Source organism: Blautia ammoniilytica, assembly GCF_025566965.1.
Taxonomy (GTDB): domain Bacteria; phylum Bacillota; class Clostridia; order Lachnospirales; family Lachnospiraceae; genus Blautia_A; species Blautia_A ammoniilytica.
In genome coordinates, this window is sequence record NZ_JAOQJL010000003.1 from 115,339 (window position 1) to 138,829 (window position 23,491).

Consider the following 23,491-nt stretch of genomic DNA (forward strand, 5'->3'; position numbering starts at 1 on the left):
TTAACCTCCGTTTACTATGGTTTCCCTTTTTAGAACTGTTTTAAGAATCGGATATCATTCTCATACAGCAGACGCATATCATCGATCTCATATTTCAGCAATGCAATACGTTCCAGACCTACCCCAAATGCAAAGCCTGTATATTCGTCCGGATCAATGCCACACATACGCAGCACATTTGGATGAACTGTACCGCAGCCAAGGATCTCTATCCAGCCAGATCCTTTGCAGAAACGGCAGCCCTTTCCTCCGCACTTAAAGCAGGAAACATCTACCTCTGCACTTGGCTCTGTAAACGGGAAATGATGAGGACGGAATTTTGTCTTAGTTTCCGGCCCAAAAAGCTCCTTGGCAAATTCCTCCAGTGTTCCCTTAAGGTCTGCAAAAGTAATATTCTTATCCACAACAAGACCTTCGATCTGATGGAAGGAGGGTGAATGTGTAGCATCTACTTCATCAGAACGGAATACCCTTCCAGGTGCAATCATACGGATGGGCAGTTTACCTTTCTCCATGGTACGTGCCTGTACCGGAGAGGTCTGGGATCTGAGCAGAATGGAGTCTGTAATAAAAAATGTATCCTGTTCGTCTCTTGCCGGATGGTCTTCCGGGATATTCAGCTTTGTAAAGTTATAATCAGCATATTCCACTTCCGGGCCTTCTACTACCTCATAGCCCATTCCAATAAAGATACGCTCTACCTCTTCCAGGGCAATGGAATTAGGGTGACGATGTCCCAGCTTAGCTCTTTTTGCAGGAAGTGTCACATCGATCACTTCTGCTTTCATTTTCTCTTCACGAACAGCTTCTTCCAGTTTCTGCTTAGACTCTTCCAGAAGAGCCTCGATCTTGCTTCTTGTTTCATTTACAAGCTGTCCTACCTTTGGACGTTCCTCCGGGCTTACATCCTTCATGCCCTTTAAAATTGCTGTCAATTCACCTTTTTTACCAAGATATGCCACTCTAACTTCATTTAATTTGTCCAGGCCTTCTGAATCTTCGATTCTTTTCCTGGCATTCTCAGCCAGTTCCTGGAGTCTTTCTTTCATATCCATAAACTTATCTCCTTTTTTGGTTTTTAAGCACATATGAGAAACTTCTATGTAATAAGAACATTACGGAATTTATTACATAAAAAAGCCCCATCCCCAAAGGGACGGAGCATACTTCCGCGGTACCACCCTGATTCCTGTTATAAACAGGCTCTCTGATCTGTTTAACGCACAGCTTACGTCACTTCCTACTGCCTGATCAACTAACCTCCAGTACCATCCTCAGACTGGGTCTTATCATGACGACCAGTATACTTCAGAAATGCGGCTCCAGTGGGAAACTGAGAAACAATCTGAACTTAAGGGGGCTTACAGCCGGTGGCTCCCTCTCTCTGTAAGAAAATCATTTCCTGAAACACTTTCTACGCCTTTTCATGTTACTGTCCACAGCAACTTTTCATCATTTCTTACTATGCCACACCACTTCTCATCTGTCAAGAGGGATCTTTCTCTTTCTCTATATCAACAACCATCTCTTCTTGTCCTGCATCAGAAGAAGCTTTCTCTTTTCCATCATCATTTTCTGCTTTTTCTCTGTTAAGCATCTCCCGCATGGATGCCTGTGCCATCCTGAACTGCTTTTCAAAGTAAGCATTGATCTCTGCGCCACACAGTACAAGATACATACAGCTATACAGCCAAAGCATCAGCATGATCAATGCTGTCAGGCTTCCATACATATTGCTTATATTAGGAAAAATTTCAAAATACAAAGAAAAGAAAAATGAAAAAACAGACCATCCTACAGCGATCATAAGTGCTCCCGGCGCCTGGCTTTTCATGGTTGCCCGCCTGTTTGGAAGGACTTTATAAAGAAACAGAAACACAAGAAAAAGCACGCCAAAAACCAGAAGAGTCCTTGCCCCGATAATACTGCCGATCAGCTTTCCAAGTACTGGTATATATTTTGAAGATGCTGCCTGAATCTTATTGCCAAGTACAAGAAGCAGCAAAGAAACGATCAGCGCCACTCCGAAAAGCAAAGTATAAAGAACTGCATAAATCCTGTTCAGCAGCCAGTTACGTGTCTCCTTCACATGATAGATGGTATTCAATCCATTGGTAAGGGACTGCATGGCTTTTCCTGCGGACCATAAAGCCAGAAGTGCGGAAATCGGCACAACTGCAATGCTTCGATTATATACCTCTGCTACGATCAAAAGCACGAAATTCTGAAGACTGTCCGGCATAAATCCACGGATTGCATCACTGACCACATTGTAAGTCAATGGTGTATATTGTATCAAAGTTGTTAAAAAAAGCAGAAAGGGAATAAAGGACATAATCATAAAGTAAGCCGCCTGTGCAGCATAGGCTCCCACATGATCCCCATTGATCCGCTCCACAAACCCTAAAAGCAGCTTGGGAATATTCTGTTTTTCCTTTTTCTCATCCATACCTCTGCTCCTGAAAATTTTCTTGTATCATATCATGAATTAATTATTCTGACAAGAGAACAGCCTATCGGCTGGTAATCTGAATGTCATTAAAAAAATATTCCAGGATCTCCCTCCAGGTATAGCCTTCTGCTGCCATCTGATCTGCCCCGCACTGGCTCATTCCAACTCCATGTCCATATCCCTTTCCCTGGATGCATACTACACTGCCAGCCTTCTGTTCCATGGTAAAATAGGCACTTGGCAGTAAATCACCGCCAACTGTTGTGCTGCCATCCTGCTCGGTAATCTGGCAGCCGGCCGTCGTGAGGAAACTTCGCACATCATATTCCCCTTCTACAAGAAAGCTTCCAAGATCTGTATTTACAGTTAATTCTGTAACTGCACCGCTTTCACTTTTCTTTGTGACAAGCAGACCCTGCAGCTTTCCCTTGTTGTACATGGCTGTACTGTCTTCAAGCTTTTCCCAGGGAATATCCACTTTCCAGCTGCCCCAGGGCTGATCCTGATCAAACCTGCAAGCAACGCTTTTCAGAAACGGAGCAGCACTGTCGGCTCCCCAGATCTGATCTGTACTGGTTGTCCCTGCAGAGGTTGAAAAATAATATGCCTGGATCAGTTCTCCATTGTGTGTCATGACCTGCCCTTTTGTACATGCCACTGCCTCGTCCGTGATTTCTGCCTGTGCCTGATTCTGATAAACCTGAAAATTCACACTGTCATCTACATCCGCTCCATATTTCTCCAGGCAGCCATCTTCTATTTGTTTCCAAGCATAAGTTCTGGCACAGACTGCCTGAGCCTTCAGAGCCTCCTGATGATAGGAAGAAGGCATTTCACTTGGCACCACCCCCTCCAGATAAGTTTCCAGCGGCAGCTCATTGATCAGATACAATGCTTCCTGATTTTCGGTCTTCTTGATCTTCAACGCCCCCTTGTAGGTAGGATTCCCATAATTTCTCTGTATGGATGTGACAGTGATCCCTTCATCTCCTCCATCCAGCGTTATGATTCCCCCTGGTTTTTTCAGGTCTTTTGCTGTATAGGATACCGCTTTCCCCTGGATCAGTACAGATACTTTAGTATGCTGGTAGGTATCATATCCAGAATCCATAAGCAATACCCGGATCTTTGGCTCCATCTTTTTTGTTTTCCTGATTACAGACTGCTGTGTGACAGGGATCATTTTTTCCTTTGTGTTTGTCTTCATAGCTTCCTGTGCCTTGTCTTTCAGGCTTTGATCTTTCATATGGATCAAAAGTGCTTCGCCTGCAAGCATCAGACAGGCAAGAAAAGAAACTGCAAACATGATCTTTTTGTATGTTTTTCCTGATATTTTATGCATAAAAAAGGCTCCTCATATACCTAGTATATGAAAGAGCCTTAGAAAATAGAATGTGTCATGCACACTTAAATCATTTCACACGGAAAGCAAAAGTAGTTACAGAGGAATATAACTGCCCTTCCTCCAAGATGGGAGAATGGAAATTCTCTACATTTACAGCATTTGGTTCTACCTGCGTTTCCAGACAGAAACCATTCCTCTTGGTATATGTATGACCACTTTTGCCCTTGATCGGCGGCTGGATAAAGTTGCCTGCATAGAACTGAACACATGGACAGTCAGAAGCCACATCCATCACAATACCGCTTTCCTGGCAATAAGCGCTGGCAATCAGGCGGCAGTTCCCTTTGGCATAATTGTCTGTCACATAATTGTGGTCATATCCACCGGTGAAGTGAAGCTGCTCAAAGTCCGCTTCAATGTCCTGTCCGATCCTCTTAGGATGATTAAAATCCATAGGAGTACCCTCTACAGGAGCGTATTCACCTGTAGGAATCGACTCCCGATCTACAGGCGTATAGAATTTGCTGTGGATGGTAAGAAACTGATCCAGCACATCTCCACTGCCTTCTCCGCCAAGATTGAAATAGGAATGATTGGTCATATTAGCTACTGTATCTCTGTCACAGATCCCTGCATAATGGATACGCAGTTCATTCGCATCTGTAAACTCGTATTTTACAGATACCTTAAATTCTCCTGGAAAACCATTCTCATTGTCCGGGCTGACCCTTGTAAAAGTAACCGACTGCTTCTCCTGGGAGATCTCTGTAGCCTTCCACATTTTCGTTTCAAACCCATCAGGACCGCTGTGCAGGTTATTTCCGTTCTCATTGGCAGCAAGTCTGATCTCCTTACCAAAAAGATTGAACTTCGCACCACCGATACGGTTGCAGTTACGTCCTACCACAACACCGAAAAAAAACGGATTCTCCTCATACTGCTTCACATTATCAAAACCAAGAACAACATCTGTAAGCACACCCTCCCTGTCAGGCACGCATACTTTTACCAGAACTGCTCCCAGCTCTGTGACCTCCACATAAGCCCCGGATGAATTCTCAAGATGATAGATCAGCACATCCTGGCCTGTTGAAAGTTCTCCGAATTTTCGTTCTGTTACACCCATCTTCTTTCCTCCCGTGAATCATAATAAAAAAAGAAGCCGCTGCACAGGCTCCACTTACTGTGTATGCCCATCATGCAACGGCCCTGTAATTTTCTGTTGGTCCCAGAATGCCGTTCCCTTCTTTTTGACGCCTAGCCTGCGGCCAGGTGGGTGTCCTCAACAGTCCTTCTGCCTACCACAGCGAGAGGTCTGACATCCAAACTGCGATCTTGGAGTCCCTTAATGTCAATGTAGGTTCAAAAATAAAAGGGTGCTCGCACATTCCAGGATACTGTTTTTTTCTAAAATTCATTATACTCTAGTATATGCCCTTTTTCAACAGAAAATACAAGTATTTTTATGTTTTTTATGACTTATTGCACAATTTACTGACAGATCGTTTAACTGATCCCATTTAATTTCTGGTACAGATCCTTTGCATAGGTGTCTGTCATCCCTGAAATAAAATCTGTTACCAGAAGCAGCCGCAGATAAAGCTGATCTTCTTCGTTGGCAGTATGGCGTCTGTGCATAAGATAGATCTGCCTGTAATTCTCCGAAATCAGGGCAACCATCTTCTGATCCATCATGGATTGAGGCTGATCTGTATCATAATGGATCACTGCAGGCACAAACAAATCCATAAGAAAATTCAGGATCGTCCAGGCAGAAACCTCCATAGACAGGATCTGCTTTGAAAGAAAGGCTCTTCTGTAAGCTATATCACCAAGAAGCCGGATCACCCAGTCACCACAGGTGCCATAAAACAGATCCTTTTCATAAGTACCAGCCATGATCTGCTCATAATGGGAAACAAAGCCTGTGGCAGCACAGAAAAGAAGCTCGCTTTGCAGCCAGGAAAGGAAATTCTGAACAGCATAAAGTTCAGGACTTACTACTCCCTTTGTCTTTCCTGCCTGATACTGGTCAGCCAGCACCTTTAAAGGATCCATATGTTCCCTGTCTGCATACTTTCCTTCCCTGGCAGCCTTTTTCTGGCCCTTTTCCAGTTCCTCTGCAAGGATAGGATAAGTAATAAAGCCTTTTTTAAATGCATCCTCAATATCAGCGGTACGATAGGCTATATCATCGGCAGCTTCCAGAATAAAGGTAAGTGGATGCCGCACCCCAAGAGTACCCATGTCACCGGCGATCTGCTGATATAAAGACTGCTCCCCGTAAAAATAACCCATTTTCTTCCTGGAGATCCTATCCCCCTCCGGATCCATATCACATGATGAAACCGGATACTTGATCATAGTATCAAGAAGGGCATAGGTAAGGTCCATGCCATTCTCATCAGAAAGGAAATGAAGCTTGGTCACCTGCCTGAGAGCCTGTGCATTTCCCTCAAAATAAAGGAAATCCTGAAGCATCTGACTGGTAAGCACCTGCGTCAAAGGCTTACCTTTATAGAACAGACTTTCCAGCTTCCTGGCAAACCAATCCCGGATCGCTTCCTCCCCAAAATGTCCAAAGGGAGGATTTCCAATATCATGGATCAGGCCGGCACACTGAAGGATATCACAGATATCCCTTTGCATCTCTCTTGTGAAGCCAGCATCCAAGCCCTGGTTCATAATACATTCTCCAATATTCTGTCCCAGAGATCTGGCAAAGGAAGACACCTCTAAAGAATGGGTCAGCCTTGTGCGGATGAAATCACTTTTGTCCAGGGCAAACACCTGGGTTTTATCTTGAAGCCTTCGAAAAGAAGAACTTCCAATGATCCTGTGATAGTCCTTTTCAAATTCACTTCTCAGATCCCTTGAATGAGCAGGCTGTGCCAGGTCACACATGGAGGTGCTGACTCTTTTTGTGGAAAGAAGCCGCTCCCATTTCATCTTAGCAAATACCCAGGATCTTCTTCACTGTAGCCGGCATATCCTGGGCATCAACTACACAATCGTGAAGAACAGGTGCTGTACGGATCTCCTCTACCGCTTTCGGCACGCTGGTACCGGACAGCTTTGCAAGGGCATCTGCAAGTGCAAAATCATCCATAGTTTCACTGTCACTGCTTATGGCTTCCATAACACTTCTGGTAAACTTATACGGGCTGGCTGTAGATGCGATCACAGTAGGTGTGTCATCCTTTGTATCAGCCTTATATTTCTTATATACGCCGGCAGCCACAGCTGTATGCGTATCAATCACATAATGATCCTTTTCAAATACCTGGTGAATGGCTTCGCTTGTTTCCTTTTCTGTACAGTAATTACCATAGAAATCAGAAAGTCCAGCTTTCATCTGGGGAGTGATGGTGTACTCTCCTCCCTTTGACAGTTCTTCCATCAGTTTTGCACAAGCAGCCGGATCCTCTCCTGTAAGACGGAAGATCAGCCTTTCCAGGTTGCTGGAAATCAGGATGTCCATAGACGGGGAAGTAGTCAGGATGAAATCCCTCTTCCTGTCATAAGTACCTGTGGCAAAGAAATCATAAAGTACTTTATTCTCATTAGAAGCACAGATCAGCTTATTCACTGGAAGTCCCATCTGTTTCGCATAGAAAGCAGCCAGGATATTACCAAAATTGCCAGTAGGCACAACAATATTGATCTTCTCTCCCTCTTTGATGCTGCCCTGGCGGATCAGGGTGCTGTACGCATATACATAATATACGATCTGCGGCACAAGACGTCCGATATTGATAGAATTGGCAGAAGAAAACTGGAATCCGGCACTGCCAAGTAAATTCTCCAGGTCTTTGTCATTAAACATCTTCTTTACTGCTGTCTGGGCATCATCAAAGTTGCCAGTAATCCCTACAACATATGTATTCTTGCCCTTCTGTGTTACCATCTGCTTTTCCTGGACCGGGCTGACACCATGCTTCGGATAAAATACAATGATCCTGGTGCCCGGCACATCAGCAAAACCTGCCATTGCAGCCTTACCTGTATCTCCGGATGTAGCCGTAAGGATTACGATCTCGTTGGTAACTCCATTCTTCTTCGCTGCTGTAGTCATCAGATATGGAAGGATGGATAATGCCATGTCTTTAAATGCAATGGTAGCACCATGGTACAATTCTAGGAAATATGCCCCGTCCGCCTGATGGATCGGTGCGATCTTATCTGTATCAAATTTCTCATCATATGCACTGCGAATACAATACTTCAGTTCATCTTCTGTAAAATCTGTAAGGAAACGGCTCATCACCTCATAGGCTGTCTCCTGGTAGGTCATTCTGGAAAGCTTCTCCATGGGAATATCCAGCCTTGGGATCTGTGTAGGTACAAATAAACCTCCGTCATCAGAAAGTCCTTTTAATATGGCCTGTGACGCAGTCACCAGATCACCTTTGCCTCTTGTACTCTGATACATTACCTCCATTATGTGTTCCTGCCTTTCTATGATAAGTGTTTTTCGACATTAAATCCAACAATGCCCTGTAGTTTCTGCCATTATAGCACATGCTTTTTTAAATTACCACATCAAAATGTTAAAAGAGGAGACAGCGCTTTTTCGCTGTCCCCTCTATAATTACTGTTGTTCAGTTTTTAATATCATTTTTTAATATCATTTTTTACCATCTGTACCACAGTTTCCTGATCATTATTCTTATCGGATGAAGAATCGTCCTTAGGTGAAGCATCCTTAGATGAAGCATCCTCCTTACCGCTGACTTCATCCGGATATTTATAAAATTCGTGAACCCCGTATTTAAAAAGTTTCTGTAAATCTTTTTCAAACCAGGCTACATTCTTTTTCTCTGCCGCTTCTTTCTCAACAAAGAATAATGCTCCCTGGGAATAATCCACACCCTCCAAAGCTTGCTTCACGGCCTCCCTGGTCTTATCTGTAACTGTGACCTGATAGATCCGGCCGTCATAAGTAGGTGAAAACTGAGGTACTCCATATCTGTAATCCCACACCACATCCGTTACCGTATCAGGGAATTCATCGTTCTTGACCCGGTTCAGAATCACGTTGGCAACAAGGATGCGGCCCTTAAGATCCTCTGTGCCTGCCTCTGCCTCCACGATTCTTAAAAAAACATCATAATCCCCATCAGACATAATGGTTGGATTCTCAGCCATATGCGCAGCTGTCTGGTCAAGATTCTCCACGGTGTTCTCCATAGAGGAGCTAACATTCAATCTGGCTGCGCCATCCTCTACCACCTTAACCCTCTGCCCTACCAGCACATTCTCACAGGAAGTACCGATCCTTTTGATCCTGGTTCCTGCAGCGGGTGTCTCAGAAACTCCTGACACAACACCTGCGATCCCTGTAGGAAGCTCACTGCCGTCAAAAGTTCCTCTCTCCGACGAAGCAGAAACCATATTCTCTTCAGCTTCAGAAGCGGCATAAACCTGGCTGCGGTCGCCATTATCAACAAATTTGGAACCAACCGCAATGCTGACAGATAACAGAGCGCATCCGGAAACAAGTGCGAAATTACGGAATGTGTCATTCCTGCTTTCCTGTCTCTTTTCTTTTTTTGTTACGCCTTGTAATTCTTTTTTAACTTTCATGCTTTTCATTCCTTGCTTCTTTGTTATGGTTTCTTTTCTTTCGTTATTTAATTTGTAACAACTTTGTAACGTATGAGAAAATTATATTTAATATGCTTAGATATGTCAAGCTATTTTTGTATTTTTTTCCATTAAAAATACGGAAATCAAAAGTTAAAAAAAAGCAAAAGAGGACACTCTCATAATGCTCTGATACTGTCAAAAACAGAAACCAGAAACATATGAAAGTGTCCCCTTATTTAACCGAATCAAACAGCGAAGCGGACTGGAATATCCACTTGCCCAATCGATCTGATACTTCTCCCCTGCCGTAACATACCCTTTTGTCTCCGGCTATGTATCAGATTATATATGGTCTGATACGATCCGTCAATCAGATTCGATTGACAGTTACTGACAGCCTTTGACAGATAAATCAGGCAGGATACAAAATATAACAATATCTCTGTCAGAGTGCAGGATCAATCTGCTGCATCCAGCTTGCTGGCGCGCGCTTCAATCTCCTTCTGCTGTATATCAGAAGGTGCCTGCTCATAGCGGGCAAATTCAAACGAGAATTCTCCGCTTCCGCCAGTCATGGAACGCAGATCTGTAGAATATCCATAAATCTCCAACATAGGCACGTCTGCTTCAATAATGGTATTTCCATTATGGTCAGGATTCATTCCCAGTACACGGCCACGGCGTTTGTTCAGGTCGCCCATTACATCGCCTGTGTATTTGTCCGGAACTGTAACCTTCATGGAAACGATCGGCTCCAGAAGAATCGGTGATGCATCCATAAAGCCTTTCTTAAATGCAAGGATAGTTGCCATCTTAAATGCCATCTCAGAGGAGTCTACCGGATGATAAGATCCATCATAAAGAGTAGCCTTTACACCAACTACCGGATAAGCAGCAAGAGGTCCCTTCTGAACGCACTCCTGCAGACCTTTCTCAACAGCCGGGAAGTAATTCTTCGGTACAGCACCACCTACTACCACCTGCTCAAATACATACGGTGTTTCCAGATCGCCAGATGGTTCAAAGCGCATCTTAACGTGACCATACTGGCCATGTCCGCCAGACTGTTTCTTATGCTTTCCTTCCACATCGGAATTCTTACGGATCGTCTCTCTGAACGGAACCTTAGGCTTGCAAAGTTCCACATCTACTTTATATCTCTCTTTCAGCATGCTGACAATAATGTCAAGATGCTGATCACCCATACCATAAATAAGGCTCTGGCGGTTAGCGCCATCATTAACAACTCGAACGGTGCAATCTTCACTCATGATCTTGGAAAGAGCCTGGGAGATCTTATCCTCATCCCCTTTGTTCACTGCCTTAAATCTCTTATAGGTATAAGGAACAGAAAGAACAGCTTTTGGATAAAGGATCGGATTGGCCTTTGTAGCAAGACTGTCGCCTGTCTGTACGCTTACAAGCTTGGCGATGGCGCCAATATCTCCTGCATGAAGTTCAGGAACCTCGATGGGCTTGGAGCCCTGAAGCACATACAGCTTATTCAGACGTTCCTCAACACCCTTCTCTACGTTAAGAAGTGTGTCATCTGCCTTAATTACACCAGAGCATACCTTGATCAGGGAATATTTGCCAAGGAACGGATCTACAATAGACTTCCATACATAGGCAGATTTAGCCTTAGCAAAGTCATAATTAGCCTCAAAGATCTCATTGGTCTTCTGTGCAATACCATTGCAGGATCTTTTATCAGGGCTTGGGAAATATCCGCAGATATCATCCAGCAGGTTGGAAACACCCCGCAGATTCACAGGGGAACCCATGCACACCGGCACAATACTTGCTTCCTGGATATTGGTAGCAAGTGCTGCAGAAACCTCTGTAACAGAGAACTCATCGCCTTCAAAATAACGATCCATAAATTCTTCGCTTGTTTCAGCTACAGACTCCATCAGGATATCATGGTATTTTTCAAGGTACTCTTCCAGGTAATCCGGAACCGGGCATTCTTCTTTCATGCCTTTGTCAATATATTTTCTGCCGGCCTGTTTCACAACATTTACATAGCCTACAAACTTACCATCCTCACGGATCGGGAAATGAAGAGGTGCGATCTTCTTGCCATATAATTCGGTAAGATCCTCAACTGCTTTCCTGTAACTTACATCATCTACGTCCATATCTGTGACAAAGATCATGCGGGGAAGCTTATACTTCTCACACAGATTCCAGGCCTTCTGTGTACCAACCTGAACGCCTGCCTTACCGGAAACAACGATGATCGCTGCATCAGCTGCACTAACTGCCTCTTCTACTTCACCAACAAAATCAAAGTAGCCCGGTGTATCCAGAATATTGATCTTCATCTTCTGCCATGGAACCGGGATCACAGATGTAGAAATAGAAAAGTGCCGTTTGATTTCTTCTTTATCATAATCACTGACAGTGTTGCCATCTTCAACTCTGCCAAGTCGGTTCGTCAAACCTGCCAAGTAGGCCATAGCCTCTGCCAAAGTTGTCTTACCAGCCCCACCATGACCTAATAGGACTACATTTCTAATTCGGTCAGTTCTAAAAACGTCCATATGTAATACCTCCCTGTTTGTCTAATATGTTCATATTTTACTAAACTTTCTTTCAACTTTCAAGTATTTTATATAGTTTTAACAATATTTTTTTGTCGTTTTCAGATAAAATACTGTCATTTTTACAGGGAATTGACTTTTTTTCCTATATATCATAAAATAAACCTGTTGTTTTACTATAAACTATGCGGGAAGGATGTTTTTTTAATGAAAACCATTGGTTTTATAGGTCTGGGACTGATCGGCGGCTCCATTGCCAAGGCGATTCGCAAATATCACCCGGACTATCATATTCTGGCATTTGACCAGAACCGTAGCACTCTTGCAGCCGCTGTAAGCGGCAATATTATAGATGGGGTTTGTGAAGAAAAGGATAACCGTTTTGGCAGCTGTGATTATGTTTTTCTTTGTGCCCCAGTAGAATATAACCTAAAGTATCTTGAATTTCTGAAAGAGATCCGTCAGCCAGGCTGTATCATCACAGATGTAGGCAGCGTAAAAGGCATCATCCATGAAAAGGTTGAAGCTCTTGGTATGACAGACTGTTTTGTAGGCGGTCATCCTATGGCAGGCTCTGAAAAATCAGGCTTTGAGCATTCCACCGACCGTCTTGTGGAAAATGCCTATTATATCCTGACCCCAGGCGGAGAGATCCCTCTTGAACGTCTTACCGATCTGACAGAGATGATTGCTTCCATTGGCGCTATTCCCATGGTTCTCACTGCTGATGAACATGATTTTATCACTGCCGGAGTTAGCCATCTTCCTCATATTATTGCTTCTGCCCTTGTGAATCTTGTAAAGACCCTGGATAATGATGCAGGATATATGAAGACCATTGCAGCCGGAGGATTCCGTGATATTACAAGGATCGCCTCTTCCTCTCCTGTGATGTGGCAGCAGATCTGCCTGGAAAACACCCAGAATATTTCCAATGTACTGGACGATTATATCCGTATGCTGATACAGATCCGGTGTGCCATTGACAACAAGGATCCGGATTACATTTATCAGATGTTTGCAAGTTCCAGAGATTATCGTGATTCCATTGACGTGGTAGACAACGGCCTGACCAGGAAGGCTTATGTCCTTTATCTTGACCTGGCAGACGAAGCCGGCGGCATTGCTACCATCACTACTATTCTGGCAATGGATAATATCAGTATCAAAAATATCGGCATCATCCACAACCGTGAGTTTGAAGAAGGTGTACTTAAGATCGAATTCTATGAAGAAGAAGCTATGGAGCGAGGCAAGGCTCTCCTTAAAAAACGTAACTATATTGTTTATGACCGATAGACTACAGGAGGCATCATGGAAATCCCAAAACTGAACAAGCTTCACGGGAAGCTTACCATTCCCGGAGACAAATCGATTTCCCACAGGGCTGTTATGTTTGGAGCCCTGGCACAGGGCACCACAAGGATCACCCATTTTCTGGAGGGCGCTGACTGTCTTTCCACAATTTCCTGTTTTCAGGCAATGGGGATTCATATCCAGAAAAACAAAGATGAAGTGCTGGTAGAAGGAAAAGGACTTCACGGGCTTCAGGCTCCCTTAGATATTCTTGATGTTGGCAACAGCGGTACTACTACCCGGCTGATCTCCGGCATCTTAGCCGGTCAGGATTTCACCAGCCGGCTTACCGGGGATGCCTCTATCTGCCAGCGTCCTATGGGACGGATCATTACTCCCCTTTCCCTGATGGGCGCTCAGATCACAAGCCAGAATCAGAATGGCTGCGCTCCTCTCACCATTCAGGGAGGACATCTCCACGGAATACATTATCAGTCACCTGTGGCGTCCGCCCAGGTAAAGTCCTGTGTACTTCTTGCAGGCATGTATGCCGATGCACCAACCAGCGTTACTGAACCAGTTCTTTCCCGGAATCACACTGAGCTTATGCTGAATTACTTTGGTGCACAGGTTACTTCAAAAGGCACCACCGCTTTCATACTTCCACAGCCTGATCTTAAGGCCCGTTACATTACAGTCCCCGGCGATATCTCTTCTGCTGCATACTTTATTGCTGCAGGACTTCTAGTGCCAGGAAGTGAGATTCTGCTGTGCAATGTGGGTATCAATCCTACCAGGGACGGTCTGCTTCATGTATGTCAGGCTATGGGCGGTGATATTACGTTACTGAATGTACGAAACGACGGGGAGCCTACTGCAGACCTTCTTATAAAAAGCAGTTCTCTTCATGGCACAGAGATAAAGGGTGAGATCATCCCTACCTTGATTGATGAGATCCCCATGATTGCTGTAATGGCAGCCTTTGCTGAGGGCACTACTGTGATCCGGGACGCTGCAGAGCTTAAAGTCAAGGAATCTGACCGCATCCAGGTTATGACGGATAATCTTACCCGGATGGGTGCAGATGTAGAGGCATTACCGGATGGAATGATCATCCATGGAGGCAAGCCTTTACATGGAGCCACAATTGATTCCCATAAGGATCACCGTATTGCCATGTCCTTTGCAGTGGCAGGCGGTATCTGTGAAGGATCGCTTACTATTACTGACGGAGAATGTGTCAATATCTCTTATCCGGAATTTTATACAGATTTGTACAGCCTATTGTAATACAAGTTCAGGATTGTAAAGGGATCATGCATGAAATATTTCCCATGTAGCACAATCTGAAGCTTTCATTACCAAGTGTCTGATCTCATGTGAAACTGATAGATTTTTGAGAAAATGATGGATTTTCTCTATAAGTCTTTATGATTTCTTTTTGAGATTCAGGCGCTTTTTTTCTTGTTCATATTTGACAATTTTTCCACATATCAATTTGTTAATTTTATAACAAAGTGAGATTTTCATTTTTTTGCTATTTTTTGGTTTTTTTCAGACAAAAAAGCGTGTATAATCCCCTTCGTAAGGAAATAATAAAATTGTGTAACTCTTCAGGCACACTTGCTGCCAATGAAATAGTTACAAAATTGTTTATGACTGACCAGGAGGTATTCGCACATGAAAATTTTATTTTATGGTACTAAAAATTACGATGAAGAATTTTTCGAGAAGATCCTTCCGGATTACCCGGGGATTCAAATTAAATTTATTGAAGCCAATATCTACGAAGAAACTGCTTCTCTTTCCAAAGGTTATGATGCAATCTGTGCTTTTGTAAATGCAGATCTTAGTGCTCCTGTTATTGATGCTCTGGCAGAACAGGGTGTGAAGCTGATCCTGATGCGTTGTGCAGGATACAATAATGTAGATCTGACAGCCACACATAAACATGGAATCCATGTGCTGCGTGTTCCCGGTTATTCCCCGGAAGCTGTTGCAGAGCATGCCATGGCTTTGGCACTTACAGCCAACCGTCATACCCACAAAGCTTACATCAAATTACGTGAAAATAATTTTTCCTTAAATGGTCTGATGGGTGTGAACCTTTATCATAAAACAGCTGGTATCATCGGTACCGGTAAGATCGGTCAGGCTATGGCACGGATCTGCAAGGGATTTGGCATGAAAGTTATCGCTTATGATCTTTATCCAAACAAAAACCTGGATTTCCTGGAGTATGTATCCCTTGATGAGCTTCTGGCAACCAGTGATCTGATCAGCCTTCACTGCCCGCTGACAGATGAAACAAAGCATCTGGTAAATGCTAAGACCATTGATAAAATGAAGGATGGAGTAATCCTTGTAAATACATCCAGAGGCGGTCTGATCAAAACAGAGGATCTGATTACAGGAATCCGTGAGCATAAATTCTTTGCTGTAGGTCTTGACGTATACGAAGAGGAAACAGACTATGTATACGAGGATATGTCTGAGGAGATCATGCAGACGTCCCTGATCCAGAGACTGCTTTCCTTCCCGAATGTTACCATGACTTCCCATCAGGGATTCTTTACAAAAGAAGCTCTATCCAATATCGCAGAGACTACCCTTCAGAATGCTGCTGATTTCATGAATCAGAAAGAGCTTAAAAACGAAGTATTATCATAACAGTTCAGTACCCTAGTACAGTGAAAATGAAGTATCTGCTATATTGGCGCAGAATGATTTTCTCATATGCAAGGCAGAGGATAGTTATGTATTTCCATCACAAAAAATACCTCCGGCGTTCTTACTGCCGGAGGCTCATCTAAAAGCCCATCACATGCTTTTGTCCTGACATCTTAAATCCTGCCGGAGACTGTATTTTCGGAATATGCTTTACTGCTGACTGTCAGTCAGCCCTGCTTCTTCCAGCTCCTGCTGTACTTCTTTGTCAATCTCATCCTCTGTAAGACCTTCGTCCTCAAATACGCCGCTTTCGGCTGCATTCTTCTCCAGTTCTTCTGCTGCCTGACGTTCCTCTTCTGATACCTGGCTGTCATCAACACTCTGAACATCATCATCTCCCATTACTTCCAGATCTGCCAGTTCATCGCTGTCCAATGGCTCCATATCATCTTCAAATGCATCTTCTTCGCTTTTATTTCCACAGCCTGTTATCGTAAATGTAAAAGCAAAAATAATTCCAATAAATAATAATAATTTATATCGCTTCATATGATACCTCCTGTGCTGATTCTCTATATTTGTAATACAGGATAATTCATTTTTCTGTATTATTTACAGATATCATAGTTGGTGGCTTTTGCCCCCAACATCTTCCTATATTAGTATTAGTGATTCATGTTTTTCCCGAAGCAGATGAATCTCCCTTGTCCATCCTTCATCATCATTCGGTGTCTCAAGGATAACCGGCAGCCCTTGAAGAGCCGGGTGGCAGATCACTCGGACCAGTGCTTCAAGACCGATCTTCCCTTCCCCGATCCTGGCATGCCTGTCCTTATGGCTGCCTAGTTCATTCATACTGTCATTCAGATGAATGGCCTTCAGCCTTTCCAGACCGATCTGCTCCTGAAACTCTTCCAGAACCTGATCCAAATGGTCTGCTATATCATAGCCTGCATCCCACACATGGCAGGTATCCAGACAGATCCCCAGCTTATCCTTCTGGTCTGTAAGATCAATGATCTGCCTCAGTTCCTGGAAACTCCTGCCCACTTCTGTCCCCTTACCTGCCATAGTCTCAAGAAGAACGGTTGTGGTCTGCTCATTTGTCAGTACATCATTCAAGATTCCTGCAATCTTCCGGATCCCTTCTTCTGTACCTTGTCCCACATGGCTGCCAGGATGAAAATTGTAGTAATTACCTGGTGTAAACTCCATACGTCTCAGATCATCTCTCATGGTATCTCTGGCAAAATCCCGAAGATTTTCTTTGGCAGCACAAGCATTCAGTGTATATGGTGCATGAGCTACAATCTTCCCGAAGTGATGTTCTGCAGCAAGCACCTGATACTTTGCCACATCCTCCGGATCGATCTCCTTTGCCTTGCCTCCTCTGGGATTCCTGGTAAAAAAGGCAAAGGTGTTGCCTCCATTGGCTATGGTCTGTCTTGCCATAGATGCATAACCTTTGGCAGATGATGTATGATTACCTATATATAACATTCTTATTCCTCTCTGGTGTAAAATAGTTTTATGGGAAATATTATACTCCTTTTTTCCTCGTTTTTGTATTCTGAAAATCCCTATACAGCTTAGGCAGTTCTGGTGCAGCGGACATATGCTTATTGACGAAAACAGGAAATATTTGTATACTAAAATTTGTGAAAGTATCTAATTATATTTCTGACTTTTACACCAAACATCTCAAATATATATTTACAAGGAGATTTTTACTATGGCCGAAAAGAAAAATACCCGCCCGAAGCGTTCTGCCAAACCTGGCGGGAAGAAAGCACAACCGTCCATACAGGGACACAGAAAAAATATATATCGTAAATCCAGATATTATCGGCAAAGACAGCGTCGCATCCATATTTGTCTAGGGATCCTGGCTGTCCTGCTGGTTCTCATTGTAGGCATTTCCCTTCACTCCTGTTCTTCTTCAGCAAAGCCTGCTTCCAGTACAGGTACACAGGATGCACCAGTTTCAAATAAGCAAGAGATCCCAGACAGCAATACTGAGGATACTACTTCTGAGGCAGAATCAACTCCTACGCAGGCTCCTGTCACTTTAACCATCAGTGTTGTAGGCGACTGTACACTTGGTACAGATGAAACCTTTGATTACAGTACCAGTCTGAATGCCTACTACGAAAATTATGGGAAAGAATATTTCCTCCAGAATGTAAAAAGCATTTTCCAGGCAGATGACCTGACCATCGCCAATATGGAAGGAACTCTTACCGAATCCACTCAGAGAGCTGACAAAACCTTTGCATTTAAAGCCCCTGCTTCTTATGCCGGAATCCTTACCAGTGGTTCTGTGGAAGCAGTCAACACAGCCAATAACCACAGTCATGATTATGGAGAGCAAAGCTTTACGGATACATTATCTGCCCTGGATGATGCAGGGATTGTTCATTTTGGCTATGACGAAACAGCAGTTATGGATGTGAAAGGGATCAAGGTGGGACTGGTTGGTATTTACGAGTTAAATGACCATCTTGAACGGGAACAGCAGTTAAAAGACAATATAGCAAAAGTAAAATCCGAAGGTGCCCAGCTTACCATTGTGATCTTCCACTGGGGCAATGAAAAGGAAACTGTTCCTGATTCCAATCAGATAACATTAGGCAGATTGGCCATTGATCAGGGTGCTGACCTGGTATGCGGGCATCATCCTCATGTACTTCAGGGCATTGAAACATACAAAGGTAAGAATATTGTGTACAGTCTTGGAAATTTCTGCTTCGGAGGCAACAGTGCTCCAAGCGATATGGATTCCATGATCTTCCAGCAGTCCTTTACCTTCAGCAATGGCTCTCTTCAGAATGACAATGTTACCAATATCATCCCCTGCTCTATTTCTTCTGCACAAGGCTATAATAATTATCAGCCAACGCCTGCAGAGGGGGATGAAAAAACACGAATCATGGAAAAAATCCAGGAACGCAGTTCCATGATCGATACCCTATCCTGATGTTTAAATATAGCATCATCTCATTACCAACAATTTCTTACAGAATTATAATAGAATCTGCAAAAGCCAAGGGAACTGACCCTTGGCTTTTTCTATTAATTCATAACTGTTCAATACCTTCAAAGCTACTATCTGCTGAATAATTACAACAAATATTCATTATGGATTGCAGTCAATGAACATGGCATCCCCAAAGGAAAAAAATCTATATCTTTCCTTCACAGCCTCTTCATAAGCATGCATAATCTTTTCCTTACCTGCCAGCGCAGAAACAAGCATCATAAGAGTTGATTCTGGAAGATGGAAGTTGGTGATCAGGCTGTCGATCATCTTAAAATGATAGCCTGGGTAAATAAAAATCTCTGTCCAGCCTGAACCGGCTTTTAAAACGCCATCTTCTCCGGTGGCTGATTCCAGGGTACGACAGCTGGTAGTACCTACAGCGATCACACGGCCGCCGTTTTTCTTAGTATCATTGATCAGCTTTGCTTGATCTTCTTCTACCACGTAATACTCAGAATGCATATGATGCTGCTCCACATCATCTACTTTGACAGGCCGGAAAGTGCCAAGCCCTACATGCAATGTCACATGGGCGATCTGCACACCTTTTTCTTTTACCTTTTCCAGAAGTTCCTTTGTAAAGTGGAGCCCTGCAGTAGGCGCAGCAGCAGATCCCTCATGCTTTGCATAAACCGTCTGATAACGATTTTTGTCCTGTAATTTGTGTGTGATATAGGGAGGCAGAGGCATCTCTCCCAACTGATCCAGGATTTCCTCAAAAATGCCGTTATATTCGAAATGGATCAGGCGGTTCCCATCTTCGATCACATCTACGATCTCACCCTTTAATAAGCCATCACCAAAACTGATCCTGGTTCCCTTTCGTGCCTTTTTTCCAGGCTTTACAAGACATTCCCACACATCGTTTTCATTTCTTTTTAAAAGAAGTATCTCAATCAATGCTCCGGTTTCTTCTTTATGTCCATACAATCTGGCCGGGATCACCTTTGTATCATTGATCACAAGACAGTCTCCAGGGTTCAGATATTCCAGGATATCCGTAAAATGACGATGTTCAATACTTCCATCCTTGATGGACAAATGCATCAATCTGGATGCACTTCGGTCTGTCAGAGGATCCTGGGCAATCAGCTCCTGGGGCAGATCATAATAAAAATCTGATGTTTTCATAATTCCTCCTCTTTTTCCGGTTCACAGGTCATGTCCGCATAGGCAGCTGCCTGTTGGGTTTCTTCCTTCCATTGCTTTTTCAGCTGCCTTACATAATTCCATTCTTTATTGGTAAGATCAGCCTTTTTCAAAAGATCCGGCCGGCTTTTGGCAGTACGAATCACAGACTGTTCCCTGCGCCATTTCTCAATATTAGCATGATGCCCGGACATCAGCACCTGAGGTACGGCTTTTCCATGCCATATTTCCGGTCTGGAATACTGGGGATATTCTAGAAGGTTCCCAGCAAAAGACTCTGTCTCACCAGATTCTTTGTTGCTTAATACCCCGGGCACCATCCTGGAAATAGAATCCATCATAACCATAGAAGGCAGTTCACCACCTGTCAGCACATAATCTCCAATGGACACGTAGTCTGTAACGATCTCCTCAAGAACACGTTCATCAATACCTTCATAATGACCGCACAAAAAAACCAGATTCTCTTCTTTTGCCATCTCTCTGGCCATTTCCTGATTAAACACCCTGCCTTGGGGAGTAAGATAAACAACTCTTGGCCTTTTCCCGATACGCTGTACCACTGACTCATAGGCAAGATAAACCGGTTCAGCCTGCATCAGCATTCCTGCGCCGCCGCCGTACGGATAATCATCCACTTTCTGGTGCTTATTATAGGCAAAATCCCGGATGTTCACAGCTTCTATGGACAAATAACCGGCTGCAATTGCCCGGCCTGTAATGCTGGTATTCATCCCGTTCCGAATCATCTCCGGAAATAGGGTCAGTACATGAAAATTCATTTATACCAGTCCTTTCATCAGATGTACAGTCATAATATTTTTTTCAATGTCCACATCCAGAATACACTGGTGAATGGCAGGGAGAAGAAGTTCTTTGCCCTGTGCATCCTGAACCACATAAACATCATTAGCACCTGTTTCCATTACATCCTTCAGAATTCCCACAGAAGTCCCATCCTCTGTCACAACCTTCATTCCGATCAGATCTGCAATATAATACTCATCTTCTTCCAGATCCTGTGCTTCCTCTCTGGGGATCCACAACTCTTTGCCTTTATATTTCTCTATATCATTAATATTATCAATATTTTTAAATTTCAGGATCACAAGATTCTTGAAAAACTTTACATTCTGGATGTAAAGCTGTTTCTTCTCCCTGCCTGTATCCAAAAAAACATATTCAAGATCAGGAAAGCGTTCTGCATCCGTTGTAGGATATACCTTTACTTCTCCTCTCACACCATGTGTGGTAGTGATCACACCTACTTTTAATAAATCTTCCATCACCAAGCTCCTGTCTGTGTACTTATCAATAAAAATACGAATATTCCTCATGCATCTGACCGCATCCTTGCGGAGCGTTTTTTCTAATAGGAACATTACAGAGTAATTTCCTATTACAAAAAAAGGCTGTTGCATCCATACTATTGCAACAGCCCCTGAAAACTATTTCATTGCAGAATATCTACAATCACTTTTTTGCTGCTTTTGGAAGAAGCCGCTTTTACTACAGTACGGATTGCCTTGGCGATCCTGCCCTGACGTCCGATGACCTTACCCATATCAGAAGGTCCCACTTTTAATTCGATGACGATCACATCATCTTTCTCTGTCTCAGTAACGACTACTTCATCCGGATTTTCAACAAGAGATTTTGCAATTACTTCAACTAATCCTTTCATCACATACCTCCCTGTCTCGTCCTTTTGGGGACGTCACAGAAATACCCTCTCCGGTATTTCTTATTTTTCGATTCCGGCTGCTTTGAAAAGCTTAGCAACAACTTCTGTTGGCTGAGCACCTACAGAAAGCCATTTTTTAGCTGCTTCCTCATCAATTTTGAATACACTTGGATCAAGGTTAGGATCGTAGGTACCAATCTCCTCGATACATCTTCCATCACGTTTGCTGCGGGAATCTGCAACAATGATTCTATAGAAAGGTGCTTTCTTCTGTCCCATTCTTCTTAATCTGATCTTAACTGCCATTTTTGTTTTCCTCCATTTTTTGATTATGTGTTGTTTTTGATTATTTATTATAAATAATTTATGTTAAAAAGGAAGCTTGAAGCCACCTCTTTTACCACCTTTTTTGCCACCCATCATACCGGGCATCTGCTTCATCATCTTCTTGCTCTGTTCAAATTGCTTCACAAGACGGTTGACTTCGGAAATATCCACGCCAGCCCCTTTGGCAATACGATTCTTACGGGATACATTCAGGATTCCCGGATTGCTCCGTTCCTGAATCGTCATGGAAAGTATAATGGACTTGGTCCTGTTCATCGCACTTTCATCGATCATCCCTTCAATGTCTTTCATCTTGGCGCCCATACCGGGAAGCATGTTCAGGATACTTCCTATCCCGCCCATCTTATTCATCTGATCCAGGCTGGTAAGATAGTCATTAAAGTCAAAATCCATTTTCTTAAGCTTCTTGGACATCTCCTGTGCCTGCTCCTGGTCTACAGAGGCTTCCACCTTCTCGATCAGACTCATCACATCACCCATACCTAAGATCCTGGATGCCATCCTGTCCGGATAAAACTGTTCCAGATCTGTAAGCTTCTCACCCATACCAACGTAAAGGATAGGCTTGCCGGTAACTGCCTTGATGGAAAGGGCTGCACCACCTCGGGTATCTCCATCCATCTTGGTAAGGATCACACCGTCAATCCCCACCTTATCAGTAAAGGTCTTGGCTACATTTACTGCATCCTGCCCTGTCATGGCATCCACAACAAGAACAGTAGCATCTACTTGAACATTCTCCTTAATATCTGCAAGCTCCTGCATCATATTCTCATCAATATGAAGACGTCCTGCAGTATCAATGATCACAACATTCTGCTGATGTTCCTTTGCATGACCGATGGCAGCTTTGGCAATGTCTACAGGCTTCTGTTTGTCTCCCATGGAAAAAACTTCTACGCCCTGCTTCTCACCATTTACCTGAAGCTGTGTAATAGCTGCCGGCCGGTATACATCACAGGCAACCAAAAGCGGACGCTTGCCTTTTGCCTTCAGCTTACCTGCAAGCTTGGCCGCCGTAGTGGTCTTACCAGCTCCCTGAAGACCTGCCATCATGATCACTGTCATATCATTGCCTGGCTTAATAGGAAGCTCTGTAGTCTCACTGCCCATCAGGCTTACAAGCTCGTCATTTACGATCTTGATCACCATCTGTCCCGGATTCAGACCATTCATTACATCCTGTCCTACTGCACGCTCCTGCACAGACTTGGTAAACTGCTTGACCACCTTGAAATTGACATCTGCTTCAAGAAGAGCCATCTTAACTTCTTTCAAAGCGATCTTAACATCTTCTTCTGTCAGCCTGCCTTTACTTCTCAGCTTTTTGAATACATTCTGTAATTTTTCTGTCAAGCTTTCAAATGCCATG

20 protein-coding genes and 1 other RNA gene are annotated in these 23,491 nt (G+C 43.5%); 4 read left to right on the top strand and 17 right to left on the bottom strand.

Features of this window, described 5'->3' with window-relative positions; all coding sequences use genetic code 11:
* Positions 1-29 precede the first annotated feature (29 nt).
* From pheS to OCV61_RS02410, 9 genes are all read right to left on the bottom strand, one after another.
* Complete coding sequence (gene pheS, locus OCV61_RS02370) at positions 30-1,049, bottom strand: phenylalanine--tRNA ligase subunit alpha (RefSeq protein ID WP_158420537.1); 1,020 nt, start codon at positions 1,047-1,049, stop codon at positions 30-32.
* A 437-nt stretch (positions 1,050-1,486) separates the two neighbouring features.
* On the bottom strand, positions 1,487-2,449 hold the full coding sequence (locus OCV61_RS02375) for a YihY/virulence factor BrkB family protein (RefSeq protein WP_158420471.1): 963 nt from the start codon (positions 2,447-2,449) through the stop codon (positions 1,487-1,489).
* Between the two features lie 64 nt (positions 2,450-2,513).
* Positions 2,514-3,794 carry a SpoIID/LytB domain-containing protein gene (locus tag OCV61_RS02380; RefSeq protein ID WP_262582616.1) on the bottom strand — a complete coding sequence of 427 codons (1,281 nt, stop codon included), beginning with the start codon at positions 3,792-3,794 and terminating at the stop codon, positions 2,514-2,516.
* Between the two features lie 70 nt (positions 3,795-3,864).
* A complete protein-coding gene (locus tag OCV61_RS02385; protein WP_158420472.1) occupies positions 3,865-4,923 on the bottom strand; it encodes an aldose epimerase family protein in 1,059 nt (352 codons plus the stop codon).
* A 95-nt stretch (positions 4,924-5,018) separates the two neighbouring features.
* Positions 5,019-5,196, bottom strand: a non-coding RNA gene (gene ssrS / locus OCV61_RS02390) — 6S RNA.
* A gap of 107 nt (positions 5,197-5,303) precedes the next feature.
* Complete coding sequence (locus tag OCV61_RS02395) at positions 5,304-6,746, bottom strand: deoxyguanosinetriphosphate triphosphohydrolase (protein WP_158420473.1); 1,443 nt, start codon at positions 6,744-6,746, stop codon at positions 5,304-5,306.
* A 1-nt stretch (position 6,747) separates the two neighbouring features.
* Entirely contained in the window at positions 6,748-8,238 is a 1,491-nt protein-coding gene (thrC, locus tag OCV61_RS02400; RefSeq protein WP_158420474.1) for a threonine synthase, read from the bottom strand.
* Positions 8,239-8,411: 173 nt separating this feature from the next.
* Complete coding sequence (locus OCV61_RS02405; RefSeq protein WP_158420475.1) at positions 8,412-9,383, bottom strand: cell wall hydrolase; 972 nt, start codon at positions 9,381-9,383, stop codon at positions 8,412-8,414.
* A 461-nt stretch (positions 9,384-9,844) separates the two neighbouring features.
* Positions 9,845-11,932: an elongation factor G gene (locus tag OCV61_RS02410; RefSeq protein WP_158420476.1), complete on the bottom strand. Its 2,088-nt coding sequence runs from the start codon at positions 11,930-11,932 to the stop codon at positions 9,845-9,847.
* Between the two features lie 207 nt (positions 11,933-12,139).
* Between OCV61_RS02410 and OCV61_RS02415 the strand changes: the two genes are divergently transcribed.
* From OCV61_RS02415 to OCV61_RS02425, 3 genes are all read left to right on the top strand, one after another.
* Positions 12,140-13,231: a prephenate dehydrogenase gene (locus OCV61_RS02415; RefSeq protein WP_158420477.1), complete on the top strand. Its 1,092-nt coding sequence runs from the start codon at positions 12,140-12,142 to the stop codon at positions 13,229-13,231.
* A gap of 15 nt (positions 13,232-13,246) precedes the next feature.
* A complete protein-coding gene (aroA, locus tag OCV61_RS02420) occupies positions 13,247-14,518 on the top strand; it encodes a 3-phosphoshikimate 1-carboxyvinyltransferase (protein ID WP_158420478.1) in 1,272 nt (423 codons plus the stop codon).
* 390 nt (positions 14,519-14,908) lie between these two features.
* Positions 14,909-15,898, top strand: a complete 990-nt coding sequence (locus OCV61_RS02425) for a 2-hydroxyacid dehydrogenase (protein WP_158420479.1) — start codon at positions 14,909-14,911, stop codon at positions 15,896-15,898.
* A 210-nt stretch (positions 15,899-16,108) separates the two neighbouring features.
* Here the strand turns inward: OCV61_RS02425 and OCV61_RS02430 are convergent, their stop codons facing one another.
* The gene (locus OCV61_RS02430) at positions 16,109-16,447 is read right to left on the bottom strand and encodes a hypothetical protein (protein WP_158420480.1); all 339 of its coding nucleotides are present in this window, start codon (positions 16,445-16,447) and stop codon (positions 16,109-16,111) included.
* A gap of 105 nt (positions 16,448-16,552) precedes the next feature.
* A complete protein-coding gene (locus OCV61_RS02435) occupies positions 16,553-17,398 on the bottom strand; it encodes a deoxyribonuclease IV (RefSeq protein WP_262582617.1) in 846 nt (281 codons plus the stop codon).
* A 232-nt stretch (positions 17,399-17,630) separates the two neighbouring features.
* Here OCV61_RS02435 and OCV61_RS02440 point away from each other — a divergent pair, with 232 nt between their 5' ends.
* Entirely contained in the window at positions 17,631-18,875 is a 1,245-nt protein-coding gene (locus tag OCV61_RS02440) for a CapA family protein (RefSeq protein ID WP_158420482.1), read from the top strand.
* A 159-nt stretch (positions 18,876-19,034) separates the two neighbouring features.
* On the opposite strand, the gene queA is transcribed toward OCV61_RS02440, so the two are convergent.
* The 6 genes from queA to ffh all read right to left on the bottom strand — a co-directional run bounded on the left by queA (position 19,035) and on the right by ffh (position 23,490).
* On the bottom strand, positions 19,035-20,069 hold the full coding sequence (queA, locus tag OCV61_RS02445; RefSeq protein WP_158420483.1) for a tRNA preQ1(34) S-adenosylmethionine ribosyltransferase-isomerase QueA: 1,035 nt from the start codon (positions 20,067-20,069) through the stop codon (positions 19,035-19,037).
* Positions 20,066-20,869 carry a tRNA (guanosine(37)-N1)-methyltransferase TrmD gene (gene trmD, locus OCV61_RS02450; RefSeq protein ID WP_158420484.1) on the bottom strand — a complete coding sequence of 268 codons (804 nt, stop codon included), beginning with the start codon at positions 20,867-20,869 and terminating at the stop codon, positions 20,066-20,068. Before trmD ends, queA begins: the two co-directional genes overlap by 4 nt.
* The gene (gene rimM, locus OCV61_RS02455; RefSeq protein WP_158420485.1) at positions 20,870-21,373 is read right to left on the bottom strand and encodes a ribosome maturation factor RimM; all 504 of its coding nucleotides are present in this window, start codon (positions 21,371-21,373) and stop codon (positions 20,870-20,872) included.
* Positions 21,374-21,540: 167 nt separating this feature from the next.
* Complete coding sequence (locus tag OCV61_RS02460) at positions 21,541-21,771, bottom strand: KH domain-containing protein (RefSeq protein WP_158420486.1); 231 nt, start codon at positions 21,769-21,771, stop codon at positions 21,541-21,543.
* A gap of 60 nt (positions 21,772-21,831) precedes the next feature.
* Positions 21,832-22,077, bottom strand: a complete 246-nt coding sequence (gene rpsP, locus OCV61_RS02465) for a 30S ribosomal protein S16 (RefSeq protein WP_158420487.1) — start codon at positions 22,075-22,077, stop codon at positions 21,832-21,834.
* 63 nt (positions 22,078-22,140) lie between these two features.
* On the bottom strand, positions 22,141-23,490 hold the full coding sequence (gene ffh, locus OCV61_RS02470; protein ID WP_158420489.1) for a signal recognition particle protein: 1,350 nt from the start codon (positions 23,488-23,490) through the stop codon (positions 22,141-22,143).
* Between the last annotated feature and the right edge of the window lies 1 nt (position 23,491).

Excerpts from the sequence above, each read along its gene's own strand:
- pheS (WP_158420537.1), bottom strand. The coding sequence starts at position 1,049 with ATGAAAGAAAGACTCCAGGAACTGGCTGAGAATGCCAGGAAAAGAATC.
- OCV61_RS02375 (WP_158420471.1), bottom strand. The coding sequence starts at position 2,449 with ATGGATGAGAAAAAGGAAAAACAGAATATTCCCAAGCTGCTTTTAGGG.
- OCV61_RS02380 (WP_262582616.1), bottom strand. The coding sequence starts at position 3,794 with ATGCATAAAATATCAGGAAAAACATACAAAAAGATCATGTTTGCAGTT.
- OCV61_RS02385 (WP_158420472.1), bottom strand. The coding sequence starts at position 4,923 with ATGGGTGTAACAGAACGAAAATTCGGAGAACTTTCAACAGGCCAGGAT.
- OCV61_RS02395 (WP_158420473.1), bottom strand. The coding sequence starts at position 6,746 with ATGAAATGGGAGCGGCTTCTTTCCACAAAAAGAGTCAGCACCTCCATG.
- thrC (WP_158420474.1), bottom strand. The coding sequence starts at position 8,238 with ATGGAGGTAATGTATCAGAGTACAAGAGGCAAAGGTGATCTGGTGACT.
- OCV61_RS02405 (WP_158420475.1), bottom strand. The coding sequence starts at position 9,383 with ATGAAAGTTAAAAAAGAATTACAAGGCGTAACAAAAAAAGAAAAGAGA.
- OCV61_RS02410 (WP_158420476.1), bottom strand. The coding sequence starts at position 11,932 with ATGGACGTTTTTAGAACTGACCGAATTAGAAATGTAGTCCTATTAGGT.
- OCV61_RS02415 (WP_158420477.1), top strand. The coding sequence starts at position 12,140 with ATGAAAACCATTGGTTTTATAGGTCTGGGACTGATCGGCGGCTCCATT.
- aroA (WP_158420478.1), top strand. The coding sequence starts at position 13,247 with ATGGAAATCCCAAAACTGAACAAGCTTCACGGGAAGCTTACCATTCCC.
- OCV61_RS02425 (WP_158420479.1), top strand. The coding sequence starts at position 14,909 with ATGAAAATTTTATTTTATGGTACTAAAAATTACGATGAAGAATTTTTC.
- OCV61_RS02430 (WP_158420480.1), bottom strand. The coding sequence starts at position 16,447 with ATGAAGCGATATAAATTATTATTATTTATTGGAATTATTTTTGCTTTT.
- OCV61_RS02435 (WP_262582617.1), bottom strand. The coding sequence starts at position 17,398 with ATGTTATATATAGGTAATCATACATCATCTGCCAAAGGTTATGCATCT.
- OCV61_RS02440 (WP_158420482.1), top strand. The coding sequence starts at position 17,631 with ATGGCCGAAAAGAAAAATACCCGCCCGAAGCGTTCTGCCAAACCTGGC.
- queA (WP_158420483.1), bottom strand. The coding sequence starts at position 20,069 with ATGAAAACATCAGATTTTTATTATGATCTGCCCCAGGAGCTGATTGCC.
- trmD (WP_158420484.1), bottom strand. The coding sequence starts at position 20,869 with ATGAATTTTCATGTACTGACCCTATTTCCGGAGATGATTCGGAACGGG.
- rimM (WP_158420485.1), bottom strand. The coding sequence starts at position 21,373 with ATGGAAGATTTATTAAAAGTAGGTGTGATCACTACCACACATGGTGTG.
- OCV61_RS02460 (WP_158420486.1), bottom strand. The coding sequence starts at position 21,771 with ATGAAAGGATTAGTTGAAGTAATTGCAAAATCTCTTGTTGAAAATCCG.
- rpsP (WP_158420487.1), bottom strand. The coding sequence starts at position 22,077 with ATGGCAGTTAAGATCAGATTAAGAAGAATGGGACAGAAGAAAGCACCT.
- ffh (WP_158420489.1), bottom strand. The coding sequence starts at position 23,490 with ATGGCATTTGAAAGCTTGACAGAAAAATTACAGAATGTATTCAAAAAG.